The organism is Alphaproteobacteria bacterium (genome assembly GCA_035625915.1).
GTDB lineage: Bacteria > Pseudomonadota > Alphaproteobacteria > JACZXZ01 > JACZXZ01 > DATDHA01.
Genome location: DASPOR010000206.1, coordinates 1 through 19,786, shown reverse-complemented (window position 1 = coordinate 19,786; position 19,786 = coordinate 1). Strand labels below are relative to the sequence as shown.

General features: G+C 60.8%; 18 protein-coding genes and 1 tRNA gene. 8 read left to right on the top strand and 11 right to left on the bottom strand.

Annotated features, from left to right (window positions below; translation table 11 throughout):
- The first annotated feature begins 118 nt into the window (after positions 1 to 118).
- Positions 119 to 195 (top strand) — tRNA-Arg (locus VEJ16_16680).
- 195 nt (positions 196 to 390) lie between these two features.
- Here the strand turns inward: VEJ16_16680 and VEJ16_16675 are convergent.
- Both VEJ16_16675 and VEJ16_16670 read right to left on the bottom strand, forming a co-directional pair.
- Complete coding sequence (locus VEJ16_16675) at positions 391 to 1,962, bottom strand: long-chain-fatty-acid--CoA ligase (protein HYB11299.1); 1,572 nt, start codon at positions 1,960 to 1,962, stop codon at positions 391 to 393.
- Between the two features lie 770 nt (positions 1,963 to 2,732).
- Entirely contained in the window at positions 2,733 to 2,975 is a 243-nt protein-coding gene (locus VEJ16_16670; GenBank protein ID HYB11298.1) for a hypothetical protein, read from the bottom strand.
- Between the two features lie 117 nt (positions 2,976 to 3,092).
- On the opposite strand from VEJ16_16670, the gene VEJ16_16665 reads away from it, so the two are divergent.
- Entirely contained in the window at positions 3,093 to 3,752 is a 660-nt protein-coding gene (locus VEJ16_16665; GenBank protein ID HYB11297.1) for a peroxiredoxin, read from the top strand.
- Between the two features lie 104 nt (positions 3,753 to 3,856).
- Here the strand turns inward: VEJ16_16665 and VEJ16_16660 are convergent, their stop codons facing one another.
- Together VEJ16_16660 and VEJ16_16655 are read right to left on the bottom strand one after the other, a co-directional pair.
- Positions 3,857 to 4,924, bottom strand: a complete 1,068-nt coding sequence (locus VEJ16_16660; protein ID HYB11296.1) for a rhodanese-like domain-containing protein — start codon at positions 4,922 to 4,924, stop codon at positions 3,857 to 3,859.
- 205 nt (positions 4,925 to 5,129) lie between these two features.
- On the bottom strand, positions 5,130 to 6,071 hold the full coding sequence (locus VEJ16_16655) for a cysteine synthase family protein (GenBank protein ID HYB11295.1): 942 nt from the start codon (positions 6,069 to 6,071) through the stop codon (positions 5,130 to 5,132).
- A gap of 171 nt (positions 6,072 to 6,242) precedes the next feature.
- Here VEJ16_16655 and VEJ16_16650 point away from each other — a divergent pair, with 171 nt between their 5' ends.
- Entirely contained in the window at positions 6,243 to 6,689 is a 447-nt protein-coding gene (locus tag VEJ16_16650; protein HYB11294.1) for a MarR family winged helix-turn-helix transcriptional regulator, read from the top strand.
- Between the two features lie 48 nt (positions 6,690 to 6,737).
- Here the strand turns inward: VEJ16_16650 and VEJ16_16645 are convergent, their stop codons facing one another.
- Positions 6,738 to 7,961, bottom strand: coding sequence for an O-antigen ligase family protein (locus VEJ16_16645; protein ID HYB11293.1), 1,224 nt, complete (start codon positions 7,959 to 7,961; stop codon positions 6,738 to 6,740).
- Between the two features lie 284 nt (positions 7,962 to 8,245).
- On the opposite strand from VEJ16_16645, the gene VEJ16_16640 reads away from it, so the two are divergent.
- From VEJ16_16640 to lptF, 3 genes are all read left to right on the top strand, one after another.
- A complete protein-coding gene (locus tag VEJ16_16640; GenBank protein ID HYB11292.1) occupies positions 8,246 to 9,310 on the top strand; it encodes a glycosyltransferase in 1,065 nt (354 codons plus the stop codon).
- 466 nt (positions 9,311 to 9,776) lie between these two features.
- A complete protein-coding gene (gene asnB / locus VEJ16_16635; GenBank protein HYB11291.1) occupies positions 9,777 to 11,543 on the top strand; it encodes an asparagine synthase (glutamine-hydrolyzing) in 1,767 nt (588 codons plus the stop codon).
- Positions 11,544 to 11,600: 57 nt separating this feature from the next.
- The gene (gene lptF / locus VEJ16_16630) at positions 11,601 to 12,743 is read left to right on the top strand and encodes an LPS export ABC transporter permease LptF (protein HYB11290.1); all 1,143 of its coding nucleotides are present in this window, start codon (positions 11,601 to 11,603) and stop codon (positions 12,741 to 12,743) included.
- Positions 12,744 to 12,778: 35 nt separating this feature from the next.
- On the opposite strand, the gene VEJ16_16625 is transcribed toward lptF, so the two are convergent.
- Positions 12,779 to 13,783 carry a DUF535 family protein gene (locus VEJ16_16625; GenBank protein ID HYB11289.1) on the bottom strand — a complete coding sequence of 335 codons (1,005 nt, stop codon included), beginning with the start codon at positions 13,781 to 13,783 and terminating at the stop codon, positions 12,779 to 12,781.
- A gap of 87 nt (positions 13,784 to 13,870) precedes the next feature.
- Between VEJ16_16625 and VEJ16_16620 the strand changes: the two genes are divergently transcribed.
- The gene (locus VEJ16_16620) at positions 13,871 to 14,158 is read left to right on the top strand and encodes a hypothetical protein (GenBank protein HYB11288.1); all 288 of its coding nucleotides are present in this window, start codon (positions 13,871 to 13,873) and stop codon (positions 14,156 to 14,158) included.
- A gap of 119 nt (positions 14,159 to 14,277) precedes the next feature.
- Here VEJ16_16620 and VEJ16_16615 read toward each other — a convergent pair whose 3' ends face one another.
- From VEJ16_16615 to VEJ16_16600, 4 genes are all read right to left on the bottom strand, one after another.
- Complete coding sequence (locus VEJ16_16615; GenBank protein ID HYB11287.1) at positions 14,278 to 15,090, bottom strand: metal ABC transporter permease; 813 nt, start codon at positions 15,088 to 15,090, stop codon at positions 14,278 to 14,280.
- Entirely contained in the window at positions 15,083 to 15,931 is an 849-nt protein-coding gene (locus VEJ16_16610) for an ATP-binding cassette domain-containing protein (protein HYB11286.1), read from the bottom strand. Before VEJ16_16610 ends, VEJ16_16615 begins: the two co-directional genes overlap by 8 nt.
- Entirely contained in the window at positions 15,880 to 16,815 is a 936-nt protein-coding gene (locus VEJ16_16605) for a zinc ABC transporter substrate-binding protein (GenBank protein HYB11285.1), read from the bottom strand. The genes VEJ16_16610 and VEJ16_16605 overlap by 52 nt, the downstream gene beginning before the upstream one ends.
- 182 nt (positions 16,816 to 16,997) lie before the next feature.
- Positions 16,998 to 18,035: an arginase family protein gene (locus tag VEJ16_16600; GenBank protein HYB11284.1), complete on the bottom strand. Its 1,038-nt coding sequence runs from the start codon at positions 18,033 to 18,035 to the stop codon at positions 16,998 to 17,000.
- A 231-nt stretch (positions 18,036 to 18,266) separates the two neighbouring features.
- On the opposite strand from VEJ16_16600, the gene VEJ16_16595 reads away from it, so the two are divergent.
- The gene (locus tag VEJ16_16595) at positions 18,267 to 19,133 is read left to right on the top strand and encodes a CmcJ/NvfI family oxidoreductase (GenBank protein ID HYB11283.1); all 867 of its coding nucleotides are present in this window, start codon (positions 18,267 to 18,269) and stop codon (positions 19,131 to 19,133) included.
- 114 nt (positions 19,134 to 19,247) lie between these two features.
- Here VEJ16_16595 and VEJ16_16590 read toward each other — a convergent pair whose 3' ends face one another.
- The gene (locus VEJ16_16590; GenBank protein HYB11282.1) at positions 19,248 to 19,646 is read right to left on the bottom strand and encodes an MAPEG family protein; all 399 of its coding nucleotides are present in this window, start codon (positions 19,644 to 19,646) and stop codon (positions 19,248 to 19,250) included.
- Positions 19,647 to 19,786 lie beyond the last annotated feature (140 nt).

Below are 19,786 nucleotides of genomic sequence, written 5' to 3'. Positions count from 1 at the left end.
GCGTGAACGAATTGAACCGCGGCCGAGGCCCGATGCCACCGAGGCTTGAGGCGACCGAGGCTTGAGGCGACCGAGGCTTGGGCGCGCAATTCGATGCTGGTATATATGGCCGCACGGCGTCCCCGTAGCTCAGTAGGATAGAGCGACAGATTCCTAATCTGTAGGCCGTGGGTTCGAATCCCGCCGGGGACGCCAATAAATTCAAGAGCTTAGCTTATCGCTAGGCCCTTTTTCATGTCACGTTATGTTGCAAACTGTTCCCATTACATTCCAGTGAGTTACACGGACATTCGGCAGCTCCCTGCAACATGGTTGCGACATGGGTTACACTCGCACCGCGAGGCTCCCCCCTATCCCGACAGATGGCCCTTCTCCGACATTGCTGTCCTGCTATTGACGGAAGACGCCAGCTTTCCCTGAGCGCAGCACGAACTTCTGCACCTTGCCCGTTGCCGTCTTCGGCAGTTCATCGATGAAGGTAATCCACTGGGGCGTCTTGAAGTGTGCAATGGCGTTCCGCACGTGCATCTTCAATTCTTCTTCTGTTGCATGGGCACCCTGCCGCAGTATTACAAATGCATGCGGCGATTCACCCCAGCGCTGATGAGGCATGCCGACCACCGCAACCTCTTGCACCGCGGGATGTTGGAGCAGGCATCCCTCTATTTCGACTGAGGAGATGTTCTCACCGCCCGAAATGATGACGTCCTTAAAACGGTCGCGGATTTCGACGTAGCCGTCTGGATGAACCACCGCGGCGTCGCCCGAACGGAACCATCCGTTCTTGATCGCAGCGCTCGTCGCATCGGGGTCGTTGTAATAGCCTTTCATGACAACATTGCCGCGGACCGCGATCTCGCCCAAGGTCTGGCCGTCGTGCACCACTTCATTGCCGTGCTCATCGAGCACCTTGAGTTCGCCCGAACTGACCAGCTCGACGCCCTGCCGCGCCTTGATTTTGGCTCGCTCCTGAAGCGACAGAGTCTCGTGCTCCGGTAATGGCTCGCAGAATGTGATGAGCGGCGATGTCTCCGTCAGTCCGTAGACGTGTGTGAGCTCCCAGCCGAGTTCGCGCTCGACGAGTTCGATGGTCGCAGCCGCCGGTGGGGCTCCGGCCGTAAACAACCGAACCCCACGTGGCGCGCCGTCGCGTATGTTCGTCGGAGCGTTCGCGATGCTAATCAGCACGGTCGGTGCCGCGCAGAGCATGGTAATTCGCTCATCCTTGATCGCCTGGTAAATCAGCTTTGGCTCGACGCGACGCAGGCAGACGTGCGTCATGCCGCGGGCGGTATTGATCCACGTGAACGTCCAGCCGTTGGCGTGGAACATCGGCAGGGTCCATAGATAGCGGTCGCCTGGCGTCAGGTGGTGGTGCACGAGCGTGCCCATCACATTCAGATAGGCGTTGCGATGGGTGATCATTACACCCTTTGGCCGTGCCGTCGTGCCGCTCGTGTAATTGATGGTAAGCAAATCGGTCTCGGCAATGTCCGGCTTCTCGAATTCGGTTCCGCACCCGGTCAGTGCGGTCTCATAGTCGATCCAGCCCGTGGCTGCGCCCTCAAGTGCGACGAAGTTCTCGACGGTTTTGAGCTTGTGGCGGATGCCTTCCACGGCATCGATATGGTCGACGTGAGCGCACACCACTTTCGCGCCACAATGGCTGATGATGTAATCGAAATCGTCAGGAATCAGGCGATAGTTGATCGGCACCAGCACCGCGCCGATCTGCGGCACGGCGTAATAAGCTTCAAGATGCGCGTGTGTGTTCGGGGCGATATAGGCGACGCGGTCGCCCCTTTGAATCCCCATAGCCTGGAGGGCAGTAGACCAGCGATCACAGCGATCAAAGAACTGGGCGTATGTCAGCCGCAGATTTCCATCGACCACAGCTTCCCGGCCGGGATACAGCCGGCGGGCTCGCCGCGCAAATTCCATCGGCGTCAGTGGGGTTTCCATTGGACGTCGTCCTAAATGATCGGGCGACAAGCGTCGGCGTTCTCGGCAAAGTCGTTCATCCTAGACCAAATCTCGAGTGAGTCGTCTCGGCTTGGTTGGGCTGAGCAACGGAAAACCCAATTGTTGCCCCCAGACCCACAGCCGCAGGAAGTGTGGCCAACAGGAAACCCCGTGAAAGCGCCGAAGTCGCGTGCGTGAGCACATTCAATATGTTTGCTCCCCTTTCGGCAATCTGCCGTTGAAATCGGAGACCTCGTCATGTCCAGGTCGCCAGAATCCTACCCCCAATTAGGGATACCGGGAAGGCGCTGGGATGTCGGCTCCTGTGAAGGGTTTCGGACGCCGGCGCCACGAGATCGATCGCTGCATCGCCACGTGTTAGTCTACTATAGGCGACTTCTTAAAGGAGCATTCCGTGGATGGCGCCTCTATTCGCGAACAACTCGACCGAAGCATCCGCTCGCGGGGGCAATCTGCCCGCTTGTCTGTTTCTGGCACTTTTCGTGCATTTCTTAATGTGCAGGGAACGGCCGTTTTCGGTCCAAATGCGGAAGTTCCCAACTCACATTTTGCGGCGATTGTAGGTACAACTCGCACCTCTCAAGAGATTTTCTGGCAAGCGCCAATTAAGGCAGTTGTGGGCCTTGAAACTCGCTTCAGGAGATTCCCCCAGTCGCATATTTACGCCGACAAGACAGAAAAAGCGTTATCTCCCAGTGCCCAGATTTATCCCGGTTGGCCCGCCATCTCGGCGCAAAACTTCGAACGCCTCACGCGATGGCGAGCTGAACCATCGCGAAGTCTTCCTTTCTTGCGGCACCGGCAAGGCGTTCGTCGAGCGTTATGAACTGAAGCCGTGCTAGGCGCTGTTCGGCGGCTGTGAATGCAGCGGCCGATTGCGGCGCATCGGTGGTGCCGATCGAGTGAACCCAAACGAAGTGCCCCGCGCTCTCGCCGGGGATTTCGCTGGGTTCGATCTCGCGCCAGCCTTCGGCGTCATCTCGGGATCGCACCTCTCACGCACAGCACGCCGTCAGCTATTGCGGCTTGGCGCGTTTGGGACTTAAATCGTGGCACGCTAAGAGCGACGGAGGACGTCGATTGCGCTTTAAGTGGGAGGACTGACGAACATGTCACTGAGAATCAATTCCGAAGCGCCGAACTTCACGACGGAAACGACCCAGGGCACGATCAATTTCCATGATTGGATCGGTAGCGGCTGGGCAATCCTGTTTTCGCACCCGAAAGACTTCACGCCCGTCTGCACGACCGAGCTTGGCTACATGGCGCGTCTGAAGCCTGAATTCGACAAGCGCAACACCAAGGTCTTGGGCCTCAGCGTCGACCCCGTGGACAATCACAAGCGCTGGTCGAAGGACATCGAGGAAACCCAGGGCCACGCCGTGAATTATCCATTGATCGGCGACCCGCAGCTTAAGATCGCGAAGCTCTACGACATGCTTCCGGCTGAATCGGGCGAAACCTCGGAGGGCAGGACGGCGGCCGACAACGCAACGGTTCGGTCCGTCTTCATCATCGGCCCCGACAAGAAGGTCAAGGCCATGCTGACCTATCCGATGAGCAGCGGACGGAATTTCGACGAAGTACTGCGCCTGTTGGACTCCTGCCAGCTTACGGCAAAGCATCAAGTCGCCACCCCCGTCAACTGGAAGCAGGGCGAGGACGTGATCATTGTCCCGACAGTCTCCGACGAGCAGGCGAAACAGAAATATCCGAACGGCTGGAAGGCGCCGAAGCCTTACCTGCGGATCGTGCCGCAGCCGCGCTAGATCAACCGCCCTTCCTCACCGAGGGGTGCGATTGCGAGACGGGACCTTCAAGCTGTCGGTGTGCGATGACATCGACAGCTTTCTTCCCTTGTGCAAACTTCAGCTCACTCACTACCGCCGTCGACGATCTGATGGAGCGCCCGCCAGCGCAGCATTCCGCCAGGCAGGTTGGCGACCCGCTCGAAGCCCAGTCGCCTGAGCGTCAACGACGCCTGGGCGGATCGGCCGCCAGCACGGCACACGGTGACAACCGGCTTGTCGCGCGCTAGGGCGGGCGCACTCTCCGACAAGCCGCCAAGCGGCAGAAGCTTCGCACCCGGGATGTGTCCGAGTGGGCCCGAATATTCCTCGGGCTCGCGCACGTCGACGATCTGCACGTCGCTGAGATGCTCCTCGACCCAGTGAGGGTCGATCTCCCACACGCCGGCGAAGGTGAATGTCAACGGTCCCCAGGCGGGGCCCTCGGCGGACTCTGCCCCCTCCCTTCGGCCGCACTTCAGATTGGCCGGGACGGCGAGATCCATCAGTTTCGGATGGGGCAGCCCGAGATTGCGCATATAGCCGATGAAATCGTTTTCGCTGAGCTGCCCGCCAAGGCGTGGATTGAAACGCCGTTCCTCGCCTACGCTCGTGGCCATGAGCCCGCGATAGTCATGCGCCGGATAAAGAAGACAGGCCTCCGGCAGGGAGAAGATCTGGGCATGCACCGAGCGATACATGGCCCGCGGATCGCCCTCTTGGAAATCCGTCCGCCCGCAGCCGCGGATAAGCAGGCAGTCGCCCGTGAAAGCGATACTCTCGTTGTCCAACACATACGTAACACAGCCATTCGTATGCCCGGGCGTCGACCGGACCTCGAGAAATCGTTTGCCGAAGGCGACCCTCGCGCGGTCCTCGAGATAGCTGTCGGCCCCCTCCGCACCCGTGGCGGCGCCGAGTGCGATCTTGCTGCCAAGGCGCTTTTTGAGGGCCGACGCGCCGGTCACGTGGTCGGCGTGAATATGGGTCTCGACCGTGAAGCGTAGCGCGAGGCCCAGCTCTCGTATCAGCGCGCTGTCCCGCAGCACTTGCTCGAAAACCGGATCGATGAGAACGGCCTCGCTGCTCTCCCCGTCGCCCAGGAGATAGGAATAGGTGGAGGATTGCGGGTCGAAGAGCTGACGGAATATCAGCAAGACGGGCCTCCAAATAAGAGCATGGAGCCAAGGTCTTCAACGCCGATCGGAACGCGCCGACACATTAGACCTCAGCATACCACGACAGCACCGCGCGATTGGATAAAGTTGGCGCACGCAGTGCCCCGTCCCCTCGGTAGGCGAGGGTTGGGGCGGGCTGGCGAGCTGTGGAGGCGTACCGTTGTCCGGCGATTTTGCGACCTCAGCCGCTCAGTCTCGCCCCATAAGTCTTGAGATACTTCATGCCGGTGTCGCACATGATCGTGACGACGGTCGCGTTCGGCCCCATGTCTTCGACCGATCGCAAGGCGGCGACGACATTGGCGCCCGTGGACGTTCCGGCAAAGAGCCCTTCCTGCCGGGCCAGACGAAGGGCCATGGCGGTGGCCTCCTCCGTCGACACCCGTTCGATTCGATCGGCGATCCCGTTCTGCCAGAGCGGGGCAACGAAGCCCACGCCGATCCCATCGATTTTGTGAGCACCCGGCGGGCCGCCGGAAAGCACCGGAGACTCCGCAGGCTCGACCGCGACGACCTCGATGTCATCGTTTTTGCGCCGCAAGACTTCGGCAATCCCCCGAAGGGATGCTGCAGTCCCGACACATTGGACAAAACCATCGATCCGCCCGCCGGTCTCGGACCAAATCTCCGTCGCCATTTTATTATAGGCCGCAAGCTGATCTTTATTATTGAGCTGATCGGTCCAGAAACCGCCCGTATCGGCTGTGACGATGCGTGCGGCTTCGATCATGTCGCGGGTCAGTTTTTCGGTCATGCGGCCGCTCTCGCTGCGCACGATCCGAAGCCTGGCCCCGAGGATTTTCATGTGATCGAGCTTTTCCTGCGTGAACGCATCGGACGTGACGATATGGAGCGGATATCCCTTGACCGCGCAGACGAGGGAGAGGGAGACGCCGGTACTCCCACCGGTATATTCGACGACGGACCCACCCGCCTTGAGCCGTCCGTCCGCCTCGGCGGCTTCGATCATGGCAAGCGCCATCCGATCCTTCATGCTGCCGGTCGGGTTTTCGCTTTCCTGCTTCAGCAGGATTCGAGCACCGTTGCGGGGCCGGATGTTGCGGAGTGCGAGCAACGACGTCCCGCCGATGCGATCGAGGATGTCCCGCGGCAAATCGTTCATGACGCCTGTCCCCTTTTACCCGCCTCGCCGATCCTGAGCGGAACCGCTTCCGAACCCCACACCTCGACCCTTGGAGGCCGATCGAAACCGTTTGGGCAAGATTGCCGGGCTCATAAAAATATTTCCATGTAAATACAATTTATGTATATACATATACAGATGACGTACCGGATGCAACGGCGAAAGACGCTTGGCACCGACGCGCGCAAGCTGGTCGAGGTTTGCGTCGGCTGGAACAGCCGTCTTGCGGCACGGCGCGTCACCCAGTTCCTGGATCGTGAGTTGGCGGGGTGCGGCTTGACCGTGGCGCAGCTCGGGCTGATGGCCCAGATCGCCGCCGCCGCCGACGATACGCTCGGCGCGCTCGCCAGGCGCGCCGGCCTCGAACAGTCGACGCTCTCGCGCAATCTGCGCGCGCTCGAAAGCGAGGGGCTCGTCGAGGTCGCCATGGTCGAGGCCGATTTGCGTCGTCGGGCCGTGTGGCTTACCGAGACGGGTGCGCGCCTGCTCGAAGCCGCGATCCCGGTCTGGCGTCAAGCCCACGTCAAGCTCACGACTCATCTCTCGCCCGCGCTCGCGCGGCGTTTGGCGGATCAGGCCGCTTCGCTCAGCGATTGAAGCAAGGCTAACTTCGGGAAGGCAGTCGAGGAAGGAACGGGATCACGGTCAGCGGCGCTCCAGTTCCGAGGGCGAGGCTGCCAAGGCGAAGATCGCGCTGAGCCACAGCATGGTAATCCACCAAATGTGCCATAGGTTATAGCTGATCAATGCGAGAACCGATGCGGTCGCGATCAAGGCAAGAATGAGGCCGTCTTCGGTCGGACCGCGCTTTCGACGGGCGATTCCGTTTGCCACAAAAAGCACCAGGCCGACCCCCAGCAACACACCTGGCAAGCCGAGATCGAGGCGAAGCTGCAAGGCCGCGTCATGGGGATGGAGGGGGAGCATCTCGCCGCCGGCCTCGCGAAGCTGATGCCCGCCCGGCATCCATCGAGAACTGTCGATGCCCCATCCCAGGATCGGCCTTTCATCGATCCGCTCGGCCACGAACTGCCAGATCGCGAATCGGTGGGCAAGAGAGCCTTCCTTGTTCTTGAAGACGGGCAGCGCCGTCGCGACACCGTCGAGCCGGTCCGAGCGAAGGACGAGCGGGGCTGCCACGATGCCAATGGCGAGGGCAGCGCCCATCGCCCAAGCAACGGTCTTGGGTGCTGCCCGGCCGACGAAGAACACGAGACCGCCAATGACAAAGGCGAGCTTCGTGGTCGTGCTTTTGCCTTGGAATATCACGACCAACGCCAAGGTGTAGATCGCCAATGCAGGCCATGCGCCGCGACGGCGGAGCACGATTCCAATTACGGGCCAGGAAAGCAGGGCGACGAACGACGTCGCCGTGTCGAACTCCACGATTGAGTTGACTGGCCGCTGCTTGCCGAGAAGGGGTACGAGAAAATCAAGGTTGCGCACGTAATCGAGCGCCCGCCCCTCGCTCAAAATCATGACCTCGAGGAGGGCAAGCCCGAGAAGAAATCCGATGACGAGTTTGCGCCGAAACGCCTCCCGCTCTTCTTCCCGCATCCCCGGTACCGCCGCCGAAAGGGTGAGCAATGCGGCGAATGTGCCGAAGAGCCAAGCCGCGAGCTTGAGCGAACTGAGCGGCTCGAGCGACCATATCGCACTCATACCCGCGAGAACCACGAGAAGGGCCAACAGGAGGACAAGCTGGAGCGGAAGCATGCGCCACGTCACCCTCCCGACGAGCAGGACCGCGACCGCTGCGATCGCCATCACCGGCACGATGCTTGGCCAGGACACGATCTCGAGTGGAAGCACCACCAACGCAGCAACGCCTAATATGTCTCCGTTGGGGATATTTTTCAGGGATCTCATGGTCGGCAAATTAATCTCATTCGCACCGAGTTGACGATAAAATACATGCGCCCGTCGCCCATCGACGCTTGGCCGCACCCGAAGGAGCGATTTTCCAATCCCGAACACATTATTTTGAAGACGTTCCTTCTCGTGTCGTGGAATTGAATTTCCTAACAATTCGGTGGCAGCCGCGTTCGGGAACTTCAAATCCCAATACCACGCCAGCCACCCAGCCGCCGATAATGCGTATGTCATATCGTGCTATACCGTCGATCCATCGTAAGCGATGAAAAGGATCGTCGATGCGCGTGCTGCAGATCATGACCGGGGCCGACCACGGCGGCGCTGAGACGTTCTTCGTCGATTTGGTGACAGCGCTCAGCCGCACCGGTATCGAGCAGCGCGCTTTGATCAAGCGCCACCCTTCGCGTGCTCGCCAGCTTCGCGAACGCGGACTCGATCCCGTCGAATTGCCGTTCCGTCGCTGGTTCGACATCGACACGGCGAGAGCGCTTCGCCGGGAAATTGCGGCGTTCCGGCCGGACATCGTGCAGACCTGGATGAGTCGCGCCAGTCTTGCGACACCTTCGGGACCGTTTCTCCATGTCGGCTGGCTCGGCGGCTATTACGACATCAAGTACTTTCGGCGCTGCCATCAGTTGATAGGCGTTACGCGAGACATTGTCGCCCACGCCGTCAAAGCGGGCTGGCCGGAAGCGCGCGCGCATTACCTGCCGACGTTCGCATCCGACGCGCCCGAGCCAGCACTTCGCCGGAGCGAGCTGGACACGCCGGAAGACGCACCTCTAATCCTCGCACTCGGGCGGCTGCACGAGGACAAGGCGTTCGATATTTTGCTCCGCGCACTCGCCTCGGTGCCGCAGGCGTATCTCTGGCTCGCAGGCGAAGGGCCGCTCAGGGCGACGCTCGAAAAACAGATGCTGAAATTGAACCTGATGCCGCGGGTCCGCTTCCTCGGATGGCGCCCCGACCGTGCCGCGTTGCTGGCAAGCTGCGATTTCTGCGTGATGCCGTCGCGCGCCGAGCCCTTCGGCACCGTCATGATCGAAGCCTGGGCTTACCGAAAGCCGTTGATCGCGGCGGCGGCACTCGGACCGCGCGGCTTAATCAAGAACGGCGAGAACGGCCTCCTGGTTCCGGCCGATGACGTGCCGGCTTTAGCCGACGCGATCCGGCGGCTCATCGCAGAACCAGCACTTGCACGGCATATTGCGGAAGTCGGCCGCCGCCAGTATGAACTCGAATATACCGAGGCCATCGTGGTCGATCGTTACTTGGCATTTTATCGTCGCATCTGGGAGAAGCACCCCAAGCAAGCGGGGCGTGCGGCGAGGCTGTTGCCTTGATCGATCCAAAAAATGCTAAGCCAATGCGATTCTTACAAGAAAATGGCGGCCGATGGCGCGAATCTTTGTAGGTCCGCGGTATGGAACATGCTACGTTGCGCTTCCGCGATAGGACCGACTTCCAGAAGATGCGGCCGGATTGCCGCGGGGAAGTCTCCCCATGAAAGAACGCGATGATGGGGGAAAAGGCTGGGCCCGCCGTCGGCCGAGGTCTCGAATTGAGGCATACTCGGCGCCGCGGGAGCGGGCGTTTGGACAAGAGAGTGGTTGCGATTCCCGGTTCTCGATCGTTCCCTCGGCGTTTCGTCGATAGGCATGCGGTTCCGCACGGCGCGCTTTGGCGGGCGTGCAATTCGTGCCTTGCCCGGATCGGGGTGACTTTGTCCAGCGTCCCGGCTGAAACTCCCGACCATCGACCCTTGTTCAGCCAAGGCTGGTCGCGCGTGGCCGTTGAGGATTTCGCTGTATGTGTGGAATAGCGGGTGTGATGTTGCGCAACGGCGGCCGGGTGAAATCGGCCGTCCTCGACGCGCTCGAGGCCGCCATCGATCATCGCGGGCCGGACGGCAGCGGACGCCACGTCGCGGATGCGATCGGCCTTGTGAGCACGCGCCTTGCAATCATCGATCTGAAAACGGGAGACCAGCCATTAAGCGATTCCGACGGCGTGGTGCTCGTCGCCAATGGCGAGATTTACAACGATCTCGAGTTGCGCGCGAGGTTGCACAACGTGCCGTACCGGACGGGGTCCGATTGCGAGTCGCCGCTGCATTTGTATCGCGCACGGGGCCTCGACTTCGCAAAGGAACTTCGAGGCATGTACGCCATTGCGATTTACGATCCCTCCGACTCGAAATTGGTGCTCGCCCGCGATCCGTTCGGCATCAAGCCTCTCTACTACGTGGAAGCAGCCACGTACTTCGCCTTCGCATCCGAGCCGCAGGCGCTCATTGCCGCAGGCTTGGCGACGTGCGAGGTCAGGCGCCGCGCGCGCGCCGAGCTCTTCCAGCTCAGGTTCACGACCGGGTGCGAGACCATCTTTTCGAGCATAAAGCGCGTCCTTCCGGGCGAGACGCTGGTCGTTGTCGATGGCAAGATCGTCGAGCGGCAACGGCTCGATATGATACCGCAGGGGGCCCCGCGGGAAGTCGAGCGTTCCAAGGCCCTTGCCTCCCTCGGGGAGCTGCTTTCCGACAGCGTGATTCATCATTTGCGCTCGGATGTCCCCTATGGACTGTTTCTTTCGGGCGGGATCGATTCCTCGGTGCTTGCCGCCCTCATGAAGCGACATTCCGCGGGCCCCGTGGTCGCGATGACGGCGTGCTTTCCGGGCACCAGGGCTAACGACGAGCGTGCTGCCGCCGAGCGGGTCGCGCGCGCGATCGGTGCGGACCATCACGTTCTGGAAATGACCGAACGCGACTTTTGGATTACGGCCCCCCGCCTCGCCGCGGCACTGGACGATCCCACAACAGACCCGGCAGCCCTTCCCACCTTCGCGCTGAGCGAGCTGGCAAGGGGCTATCTCAAGGTCGTCATCAGTGGCGAGGGTGCGGACGAAATCTTCGGCGGCTACGCAAGGTACCGACGTGCGCGCTGGCTCTGGGGGTTGTTGGCGAGAAAACGCAATTTGAGCGGTATTTTCGATGGCGTGACGAAGACAAACGGCGCCTTCGAGGGGTGGCGCTCCGGCTTGGACGTTGTCGAAGCCGATGAATTCGCCGCAGATCGGACGCGCGTCCAATGCCTGCAGGCCGTCGACTGCGCCGAATGGCTGCCGAACGACCTGTTGGTCAAACTCGACCGATGCTTGATGGCGAATGGATTGGAGGGGCGGACCCCATTCCTCGACCCGATCGTCGCCGATTTCGCGTTCCGCCTGCCCGACAGGATGAAAGTGACGGCCAAGTTCGGCAAGTGGCTCTTGCGCGAATGGCTATCGTCGAACCTGCCGGCAGCCGAGCCCTTTGCGCGGAAAAAAGGATTCAATCCACCAGTCGGCGAATGGATCGCCGCCAAAAAAGACATTATCGAGCCCCTCGTGTCGTCCCAGCCGGGGATCGCGGAGTTCGTCGCGAAGGGCACTGTCGCACGCGTCTTCGCGGCGCCGGAAAAGCATGCGCAAGCGGCGTGGAGCCTCCTTTTCTATGCACTGTGGCACAGCCATCATATCGTCGAAGTGCCGAGCGAGGGCACGATCGAGGATGTCCTCGTCGCAGCGCAAGCCGCATGAGGCGGCAGTGCGACCAATGATCGAGGCATAGTTGATTAAATTCACCGTTGCACGGCGATGAAAGCCTATAGCCGATATATCTTCGGACAAATCCTCACGGGGATTCTGTTCATTGCCTTTTGCATGACGTGCGCCGTCTGGCTTACGCAATCGCTGCGTTATATCGAGCTGATCGTCAAGCACGGCATCTCGTTCGGCACCTTCCTTTATCTAACCGCGCTGCTATTGCCGAGCTTTCTCGTGATCGTATTACCGGTGGCGCTTTTCGGCGCCATCCTCTTCACCTACAACAAATTATGGATGGACCGCGAACTCGTGATCTTGCGCGCGGTCGGGGTGAGCCCCGAGGCGCTGGCGCTGCCAGCACTCGCTCTATCGGTGCTTGTCATGCTGGCGGGTTATGCGCTCAATCTCTATCTCCTGCCGACATCCTATCGGGCATTTTCGCATCTCATGTTTTCGATCAGCAACGAGTTCTCCGCCGTCATGCTGCAGGAAGGCAAATTCAACGTCATGTCCGACAAGCTCACGATATACGTGCGTGAGCGTCAGCCGGACGGCATCCTGGTCGGCCTCATCATTTACGACACCCGCGACAAGGACAAGCCGATCACGCTGATCGCGGAAAGTGGCGCACTTTTCCAAGCAAGCGATGGCGAGCGCGCGGTGCTGACGAACGGCAGCCGCCAGCAGATCGATCGCGATGGAAAATTGTCGATTCTCTATTTCGATAAATACACGGCGGACTTCAACCTGGCCAAGGCAGTCGAGGCGACTTGGCCTCGCCCCGAGGAACGATATCTCGGCGACCTGCTTCACCCGAACCCCAACGATCCGAACGATCGTAACAACTTCGATCGGCTGATCGCCGAAGGGCATCAACGCCTGGTGACCCCCTTCTATGCGATTGTCTACACGCTTATCGCGCTTTCCGCATTGCTGTCGGGCGATTTCAACCGGCAGGGGCAGGCCAAAAGAGTGCTCGCAGCCGTCTTTTGCGTGCTGGTGCTCGAAGCCAGCTCGATTGGCTTTTTGAACATGGCTGGAAAGACCGCCGCACTCTTACCGCTCGTCTATCTCAATTGTCTCGTACCGCTCGTGCTCGCGTTCCTTTACCTTGTTCGGCCGCCGCGAAAGCGCACACCCCGATTTCCCGAATCGGGCGATGATCTGGCCGAACAGGGCAGTGCCGCCCCGTAATCGGGTTTAAGAGAACGACCGTTTGTGACTTCGCTTTAGCGACTGGGCAAGGGTACCAGTGCCGCCGAGTCCTGCGAAGCTGAAGCGCCGACGCCCGCGTTCAATATGGAAAGTATCGAGAGAGCCGTCGTCACGTCGAGACCGAGTGTGTCGAGACGCACTTGGCGACGCAGCCAACTCTTTCGTCGCTTTGCGGGAACCTGCTCGACGCTTCGACGCGGCGGCGCGAGCGGAAGCTGGAAATTCCCGTCAGCTTGAGCCACGGCGCCGAATTCGGCCCAGAATCCATCATAGTCCGCCCGAATGTGCCGCCACCGCCGCCCCCTGATCTGCGACACATGATTGCGCTTGCAAGTGGCGACGATGGCGTCCGCCCTCAACCAACGGGCAAAAGCGCAAGCCGTTTCGAGCACCGCGTGCTTTGGCCGAAGCCCATCGAGGCTGCGCGTGGCCTCCTTGACTTCCGTTTTCCCAATCGGTGGTGCTGGGCCCTGCAGGCCGTTAACGAAAAGCGTGAGTTGTCCCGAGCATTTGACGCCGATATTCACCGCGAGAGTGGCGAGTGGATCTTTCATCAGGTCGTCGACGAGCAAGATCGCCAACTCGCCCTGTTGGTGGAAGTGCCGGTCGCGGCTGATTGCGATCAGGTATCGCCGGCCTGCGTCGCGCCCGTCGAGGTAAGCGAGCGGAAGCCTCTCGCCCGCGATGATTGCCGCGAGGATGGCGTACGGCAGCGCTGCCTCCAATGCGCCGTAATGATCGATCAAGAGGGACACTCGCTGTGCCGTACTGAGGCCGCGGCGCGCATAGGGGCGATGGATTTTTTCAACTAGGTCCTTCTTTACGTTACCCGGCGCCTGAGCGAGAAGGGAGTTTTCGACGAAGAGCAGCCAACGCAACGTGTCGCGCCACTGCAATGCGGCTCGCACGATGAACTTCAGCACGCGGAGGTTCGAACCGCTGCCGAAGTAGCGTCCCGGTTGATGAAATGCGTGGATCAGCCGCGCATATTTAACGACGATGCACCACTTCCTAAGCATGCTATGAAACAACTCGGCCGACCCTCGACGTAAGTATAATGTAATGTTTTCAACAACCTACACCGAGATTACCGAATGGAGCGGTGATTGCAAGGTGCACCGGAGATCGGAATCGAGAAAAGTGAGTCAACCCTGTTCGAATTAGAAAAACAAAATATTCAGATTCCTAATTTGAACGAGAAAGGCGCTCCCGCCGCTTCGTCGAGCACCCAATGTCACGCCTCCGGCCGGCGCGGCGAGGCCGGGCGAGGGGGCGTTATGTCAGTGGATTGCTGTATCTATGCCACAGATGGCGCGATCGGCCTTTGGTGTGATTTTTTGCCTGTCGGCGCGAGCTGCAAGAGATTTGATACGGGCATTGCGGTGTGCGTGTGACTGACAAATAACATGTCAGACTGGCTCGACGCCGCATGGATTTGCCATCGCCGACGAAGCCGCATCGGGTCCGACAATCTTGCCGCACGCAAGGAAGCTGCCCGGCCCACCTGTCGCCTTCAATGATTCGCCGCGGAGAGTTCTCCTGCGTCGCTCGGGCGAACCAAGCTGGCGAAATAGACAAGGCAACTCAGGAGCACGATGCAAAAGCTCGCCGGCACATCCAAGTAATAGGCAAGTGCTATGCCGAACCAGGTCTCGAGGAGTGCCAGGATCATCGCGAGGCCGACGCCCCGATGGACGCGCGTGGTCAGTTGCAGCGACGCGGCGGCGGGACCGACCATGAGTGCGAAAACGAGCAAAACGCCCACCACCTGCGCCGCTTCCGCTACCGCCACGGCGACGATTGCCAGAAAAAGCACGGAAACGAGACGTAGCGGCACGCCTTTAGCTGCGGCCAATTCGGGCTCGAGAGTCGCGAACAGGAGCGGGCGCGAGATCGCGCCCAGTGCAAGAAGGCAAACACCTCCGAGTGCGAGCAAATCCCACACGGTATCGATGCTGACGCCAAGCACATTGCCGAAGAGGAGTGCTGTCGCTTGGGTCGCGTGGGTCGTGTAGAGGTAAAGGAAAAGTATTCCGAGCCCGAGTGCGAGGGAGAGGATGACGCCGACCGCGACGTCGCGCCCGCGTATGCGTTCACCGAGAAAGCCCATTGCGATCCCGGCCGCAAGGGTGAAGGCGAGGAGGCCCCAGAGCGCGCTGACGCCGATCAGGATAGCACCCGTGGCTCCCGCGAAACCGACGTGCGACAGCGCGTGGCCGGCGAATGTCAGGTTTCGCAACACCAGGAAATAACCGACCGCCCCTGCGACGATCGCCACGATGGCGCCGGCTGCGAAGGCCGTGCGCATGAAGTCGTATTCAAGCATCGTGGAGATGCGGGTGCGATTCGATGGGGCCGTGCGCCGAAACGACGAGGATTCGGCCCTGCAAATGGAACACATCGATGGAAGTGCGATAAAGACGGGAAAGCACTTCGCTCGTGATGACCTCGTCGACCGTGCCCAGGGCGGCCTGCCCGTGGCCGAGATAAAGGACACGGTCCATGAAGCCGAGCAACGGATTGATATCGTGCGCGGTGAAAAGCACCGTGATGCCGAGATCCCGCTGGATTTGCTTGACCAGCGCCACCGCGGCCTGCTGGAAGTGCGGATCGAGGCTGATCAACGGCTCATCGAGCAGAAGCATCTTGGGCCTTCCGAGGAGCGCCTGCGCGAGCAGCAGGCGCTGAAGCTCTCCTCCCGAAAGCCGGTAAAGCGGGCGGCGGGCGAGGGTGCTGGCGTCCACCAAACCGATCGCGCGCGCCACCTCGGCTCTGCCGGTGCTGCCCAATATCGGAAGGCCCCACCGCTCTCCGTGGAGCGCACTGGCCACGAAGTCCCATCCGAGGAGACGAAGGTCAGCGACCTGCGCGCGCTGTTGCGGCAAGTAGCCAGCACCCCGGTTGCCACGCGAGGGGTGCTCGCCGAAAACCCGCAGGGCGCCAGCCTTGGGACGGAGAAGACCGAGGATCGCTTGCAAGAGCGTCGTCTTGCCAGCGCCGTTCGGGCCGAAAATTCCGATGAACTCCCCCGGCCGAATGCTGAAGCTGACGTCCGAAAGGATTGTCCGCCCGTCCCGCGCAAGCGTTACACCGGCCAGCTCGATCGCGGCGGTCCCTAGCGGTTTGCCAGCGCCTGGTCCAGCGCCGTGAGCTGCGACAGCATCCATTCCTGGTACCTTTTCCCCTCGGGCTCCGTTTCCGTGACGCCGACGACCGGCACCTTGCTATCGTTTGCGAGCATGCGCATCCGCTCGGTCAGCGGCTCGCTCGTCTGGCTGTTATATAGGAGAACCTTGACCGCCCGCGTCTTCAAATCTTTTTCGAAGGCCGCGATTTGCGAGGCACTCGGCTCCGTGTCGTTCATGACCGCGAGCTGGAAGCGGTCGTTGCGCATTTTAAGGCCAAGCGCGGTTGCCATATAGCCGAATACGGGCTCCGTCGCGGTAACCGGCGTTCCCGCATATTTCGTCCGAAGCTCCGCCACCTTGTCGGTAAGCGGCTTCAGCGACGCCTCGAATGCGGCAAGATTCACCGCATAGTCCGCCTTGTGCGCCGGGTCGAGCTTCACGAGCGTCGCCGCCAACGCCTTCGCGTAAGCCGGCATCGTCGGCGGATCGTACCAGATGTGCGGATTGTCGCCGGCCTTGCGACCCACCAGCTTTGCGACTTCGATCACTTCGCGCGACGGCGATTTCGATGCGGACAGCAGCTTGACCGCCCACGGATCGTAATCGGCACCGTTATATATGACGAGTTGCGCATCGGCGAGGAGCCGTGCCGTCGAGGTGCTCGCTTCGAACTCATGCGGGTCTTGCTCGGGATTGGTCAGGATGCTGCTGACAGCCACGTTGGCGCCGCCGATCTGTTCCGCGACGTCGCCGTAGAAATTCTCCGCGGCCACGATTTTGCGGGGCTCGGCATGCGCCGCCGTAATTGCCACCAAAGCGCTCGCCAGAGCGCCGAAAATGAGATTACGCATCTGCTTCTCCCTGTAATTCCTTTGCAAGACCCGAACCGATTTGGAGCAGACCGGCCTAGTGTGGTGGACCAGCTGTGGCGAATTCCGGGTTCGCCACACTAGGTCATCGTCTTGATGCTTGGGGTCCGGCGCATCCGCTTCTTGTTATGTTATTACATAACACGCCTTTTGTGGCAACCGCCCAAAAACCCGGGCGGCGGCTCATCCACGGATGGATACCGCGCGATTACTGGACCGATGGCTCCCGATGTCCGTTAGCGCCGACGCTTCTTGCCCTGGCGCCACCGCGTGCGCTTGGCGATCCAACGAGGTTGATCGCAAATATGGCCCAGAAACTCGATGACCGTATGCACGCCGAGATAAGACGTGATGCCGGTACCGACATCGAGTTGGGGATTGACCTCCACGAAGTCGAAGCCGATGACGTCTGCGCGTTTGGCGATCGCCTTGAGCGTGTCGCGAAGTTCGCTATAGGTCATGCCGTTTGGTTCGGCCGAGACGCAGCCCGGCACCAGCGATATGTCCATGACATCGACATCGATGCTGACATAACACGGTGCGTTCGCCGGGACGATTTCGGCAATGCCGTTGGGCTTGAGGCGGTGGAATTGCGACATCGTGATCACGCGATTACCGTCGCGGATGGAGTCACCCGAGTATTCCCGACCTTCGCGCAAGCTCCGGATTCCGACCTGGGTCAGGCTCAGGACATGCTTCATCGGGCTGATGTGGCGGAAGGGGTGCTGGTTGGTGAATCGGAGGTCATGGATGAACGGCGCATAATCCGTGTGCGCGTCGAAATGGACGACGTGAAGTGGGGTGTCGAATGCCCGCACGACCGGATAGGTGATCGAGTGGTCGCCCCCAAGCACGACCGGCATGGCGCCACGGTCGAGGATCCTCCTGGTCATGTCGGTGACGATCTCGAAGGTCTTCTCGACGTTCGTCGGCAGGATATCGGCATCGCCGGTATCCGCGATCAGGCCGTTGGCCATCTCGTATTCGAGGTATTGCTTGTCCGTTTCCGGGTCGTAGAAGCCCTTGTTGGCGCTGCCGAAGCGAAGCGAATGCTCCCTGAGTGCGCGCGGCCCCATGCGGGAGCCGGCCAGAAACGGCGACCCTTCGTCGAAGGGAACGCCCATGATCGCAATCGCCGCATCGAGGGCGTCGAGATCCGTGCAGATACTCGAGCGCAGGAACGAGGGAATGCCGACGAACGGCCGGTCAACCCGGTGTTTTGGTGAATAGCCGCCCGTGGCGGCGGTAATCCTCTTCCCTCCACGCTTCGCCATGATGCGAATGCTCCCTTTTCGAACCGGGGCTCCCGGATATCGGCCCAATCGGCGGAATGTTAAGTACTTTCCAAGGCCTGTGGAAGGGCATGGCGAGGCCCGTCGTGCAGTCTCCTGTTACAAAAACTCAATCATGACCTGACAAAGATTTGTTTGTCATCCGCCCGGAGGAGTCGCATTTGAATCCCCACGAGGATTTGAACGGGGACGGATTTTGGCGAGGACCCAACCATGAGCCGACAAAGCGTTGCCCTGGCTGACCGTGCGGATGTCGAGAGTGAGCCGGCGTACGTCGAGGCCGATTTGAATTACATCGTGCCGATGACCGAGAAACCGCGCAGCTACACCTACGAGCCCCCACCGGGTATCGCGCGAATGAACGCGACCTATGAGCCTCACCGCGTGCGAATCCGCAACGCGCGTCTTTTAGCGTCCGACACGTCCCTCGACCGGGAGGGTTTTCGGCTTGTGCGGCACCATAGTGCCGTCCGGGACTTCGACAGCGAAGACGAATTGAAGCGCGTCTACTACCCGGAGGCCGAGCGTGTCGTCGCGGAGGCGACCGGGGCCAACCGCGTCATCGTGTTCGACCACACGATCCGCCGGCGCGTACCCGGGGTCGCGGATCGCACCGCGCACGAACCGCGTCAGCCCGTGCCTCGCGTGCACAACGACTATACGGAAAAGTCCGGGCCCCAGCGTGTGCGCGACCTCATGGGTCCGGAGGCCGAGAAGCTTCTTCGCGGTCGCTACTCGGTCGTGAACCTCTGGAGGCCCATACGCGGCCCATTGCGCGACGCACCCCTTGCCATCTGTGACGCACGCAGCATTCCGTTCGAGGATTTCGTGCCGTCCGACCTCATCTACAGGGACCGGACGGGCGAAACCTATGCCGTCCGATACAATGCCTCCCACCGGTGGTTCTACGCACCTGCGATGGAAGTGGACGAGGCGTTCCTCATAAAGTGCTTCGACTCCGCAAAAGACGGGCGGGCGCGATTCTCGCCACACTCGGCCTTCGAGGACCCGACCGCACCTGCCGGCGTTCTGCCGCGCGAGAGCATTGAGATCAGGACGCTCATCTTTTATCCCGATTGAAGCCGTCGGCGTGCTTCGGGATCGGGATCGCGCGGCCAGAGGGTAGTGCCCGATCCCGTCATAAGCGGGCCGAAACCCCGGACCCTGGGTCCGGGGCGGCCCAGGCGTGCGGGCCTATAGTGCCTTGAAGATCGCGAGCACGAGGACGACCTGTGCCGCAAAACCGGCGGCGAAGCTCAAGGTGCGCAGCACCGGAATACCCGCGGTGTAGATCACGTAGTGCGCCAGGCGCGCCCAGAAATAGACGGCACACGCGCCGACGGTCCAATCGTTCGAGATGCCGAGGGCGTGGGCCGTCAAGACCAGTGGTGCAAACAGCACGAGGTTCTCGACCGCATTGGCATGGGCGCGCATCTGCCGCTCGGCCCAGTTGGACAAGGGCGGCGCATCGGGTCTCGGATTGTCCAGCGTAGGCCAGAGACCCCTCACCGCCATCCGGTTCAGAACATAGAGGACCCAGAAGAGCCCCGTCATCGCAACGGTCAACGTCAGCCAGAAGAGTTCCATAGGCATTTGCCTGGCTCCTTTTCGTTTGATTGCTAAATTAGTTCCTTAGTAGGGATAGCTCTTGTCTTTTGCGGTCGACACAATAGAGGAGCGCACCCGTTCTTGAAAGCGGTGCGCACAAATATACCGCTGGTGACGTCTCGTCG

Coding starts and splice junctions, on each gene's coding strand:
- VEJ16_16615 (HYB11287.1), bottom strand. CDS start 15,090: ATGCTTGAATACGACTTCATGCGCACGGCCTTCGCAGCCGGCGCCATC.
- VEJ16_16645 (HYB11293.1), bottom strand. CDS start 7,961: ATGAGATCCCTGAAAAATATCCCCAACGGAGACATATTAGGCGTTGCT.
- VEJ16_16600 (HYB11284.1), bottom strand. CDS start 18,035: ATGGCGAAGCGTGGAGGGAAGAGGATTACCGCCGCCACGGGCGGCTAT.
- VEJ16_16665 (HYB11297.1), top strand. CDS start 3,093: ATGTCACTGAGAATCAATTCCGAAGCGCCGAACTTCACGACGGAAACG.
- lptF (HYB11290.1), top strand. CDS start 11,601: ATGAAAGCCTATAGCCGATATATCTTCGGACAAATCCTCACGGGGATT.
- VEJ16_16590 (HYB11282.1), bottom strand. CDS start 19,646: ATGCCTATGGAACTCTTCTGGCTGACGTTGACCGTTGCGATGACGGGG.
- VEJ16_16640 (HYB11292.1), top strand. CDS start 8,246: ATGCGCGTGCTGCAGATCATGACCGGGGCCGACCACGGCGGCGCTGAG.
- VEJ16_16650 (HYB11294.1), top strand. CDS start 6,243: ATGCAACGGCGAAAGACGCTTGGCACCGACGCGCGCAAGCTGGTCGAG.
- VEJ16_16625 (HYB11289.1), bottom strand. CDS start 13,783: ATGCTTAGGAAGTGGTGCATCGTCGTTAAATATGCGCGGCTGATCCAC.
- VEJ16_16655 (HYB11295.1), bottom strand. CDS start 6,071: ATGAACGATTTGCCGCGGGACATCCTCGATCGCATCGGCGGGACGTCG.
- VEJ16_16595 (HYB11283.1), top strand. CDS start 18,267: ATGAGCCGACAAAGCGTTGCCCTGGCTGACCGTGCGGATGTCGAGAGT.
- asnB (HYB11291.1), top strand. CDS start 9,777: ATGTGTGGAATAGCGGGTGTGATGTTGCGCAACGGCGGCCGGGTGAAA.
- VEJ16_16610 (HYB11286.1), bottom strand. CDS start 15,931: ATGGATGCTGTCGCAGCTCACGGCGCTGGACCAGGCGCTGGCAAACCG.
- VEJ16_16675 (HYB11299.1), bottom strand. CDS start 1,962: ATGGAAACCCCACTGACGCCGATGGAATTTGCGCGGCGAGCCCGCCGG.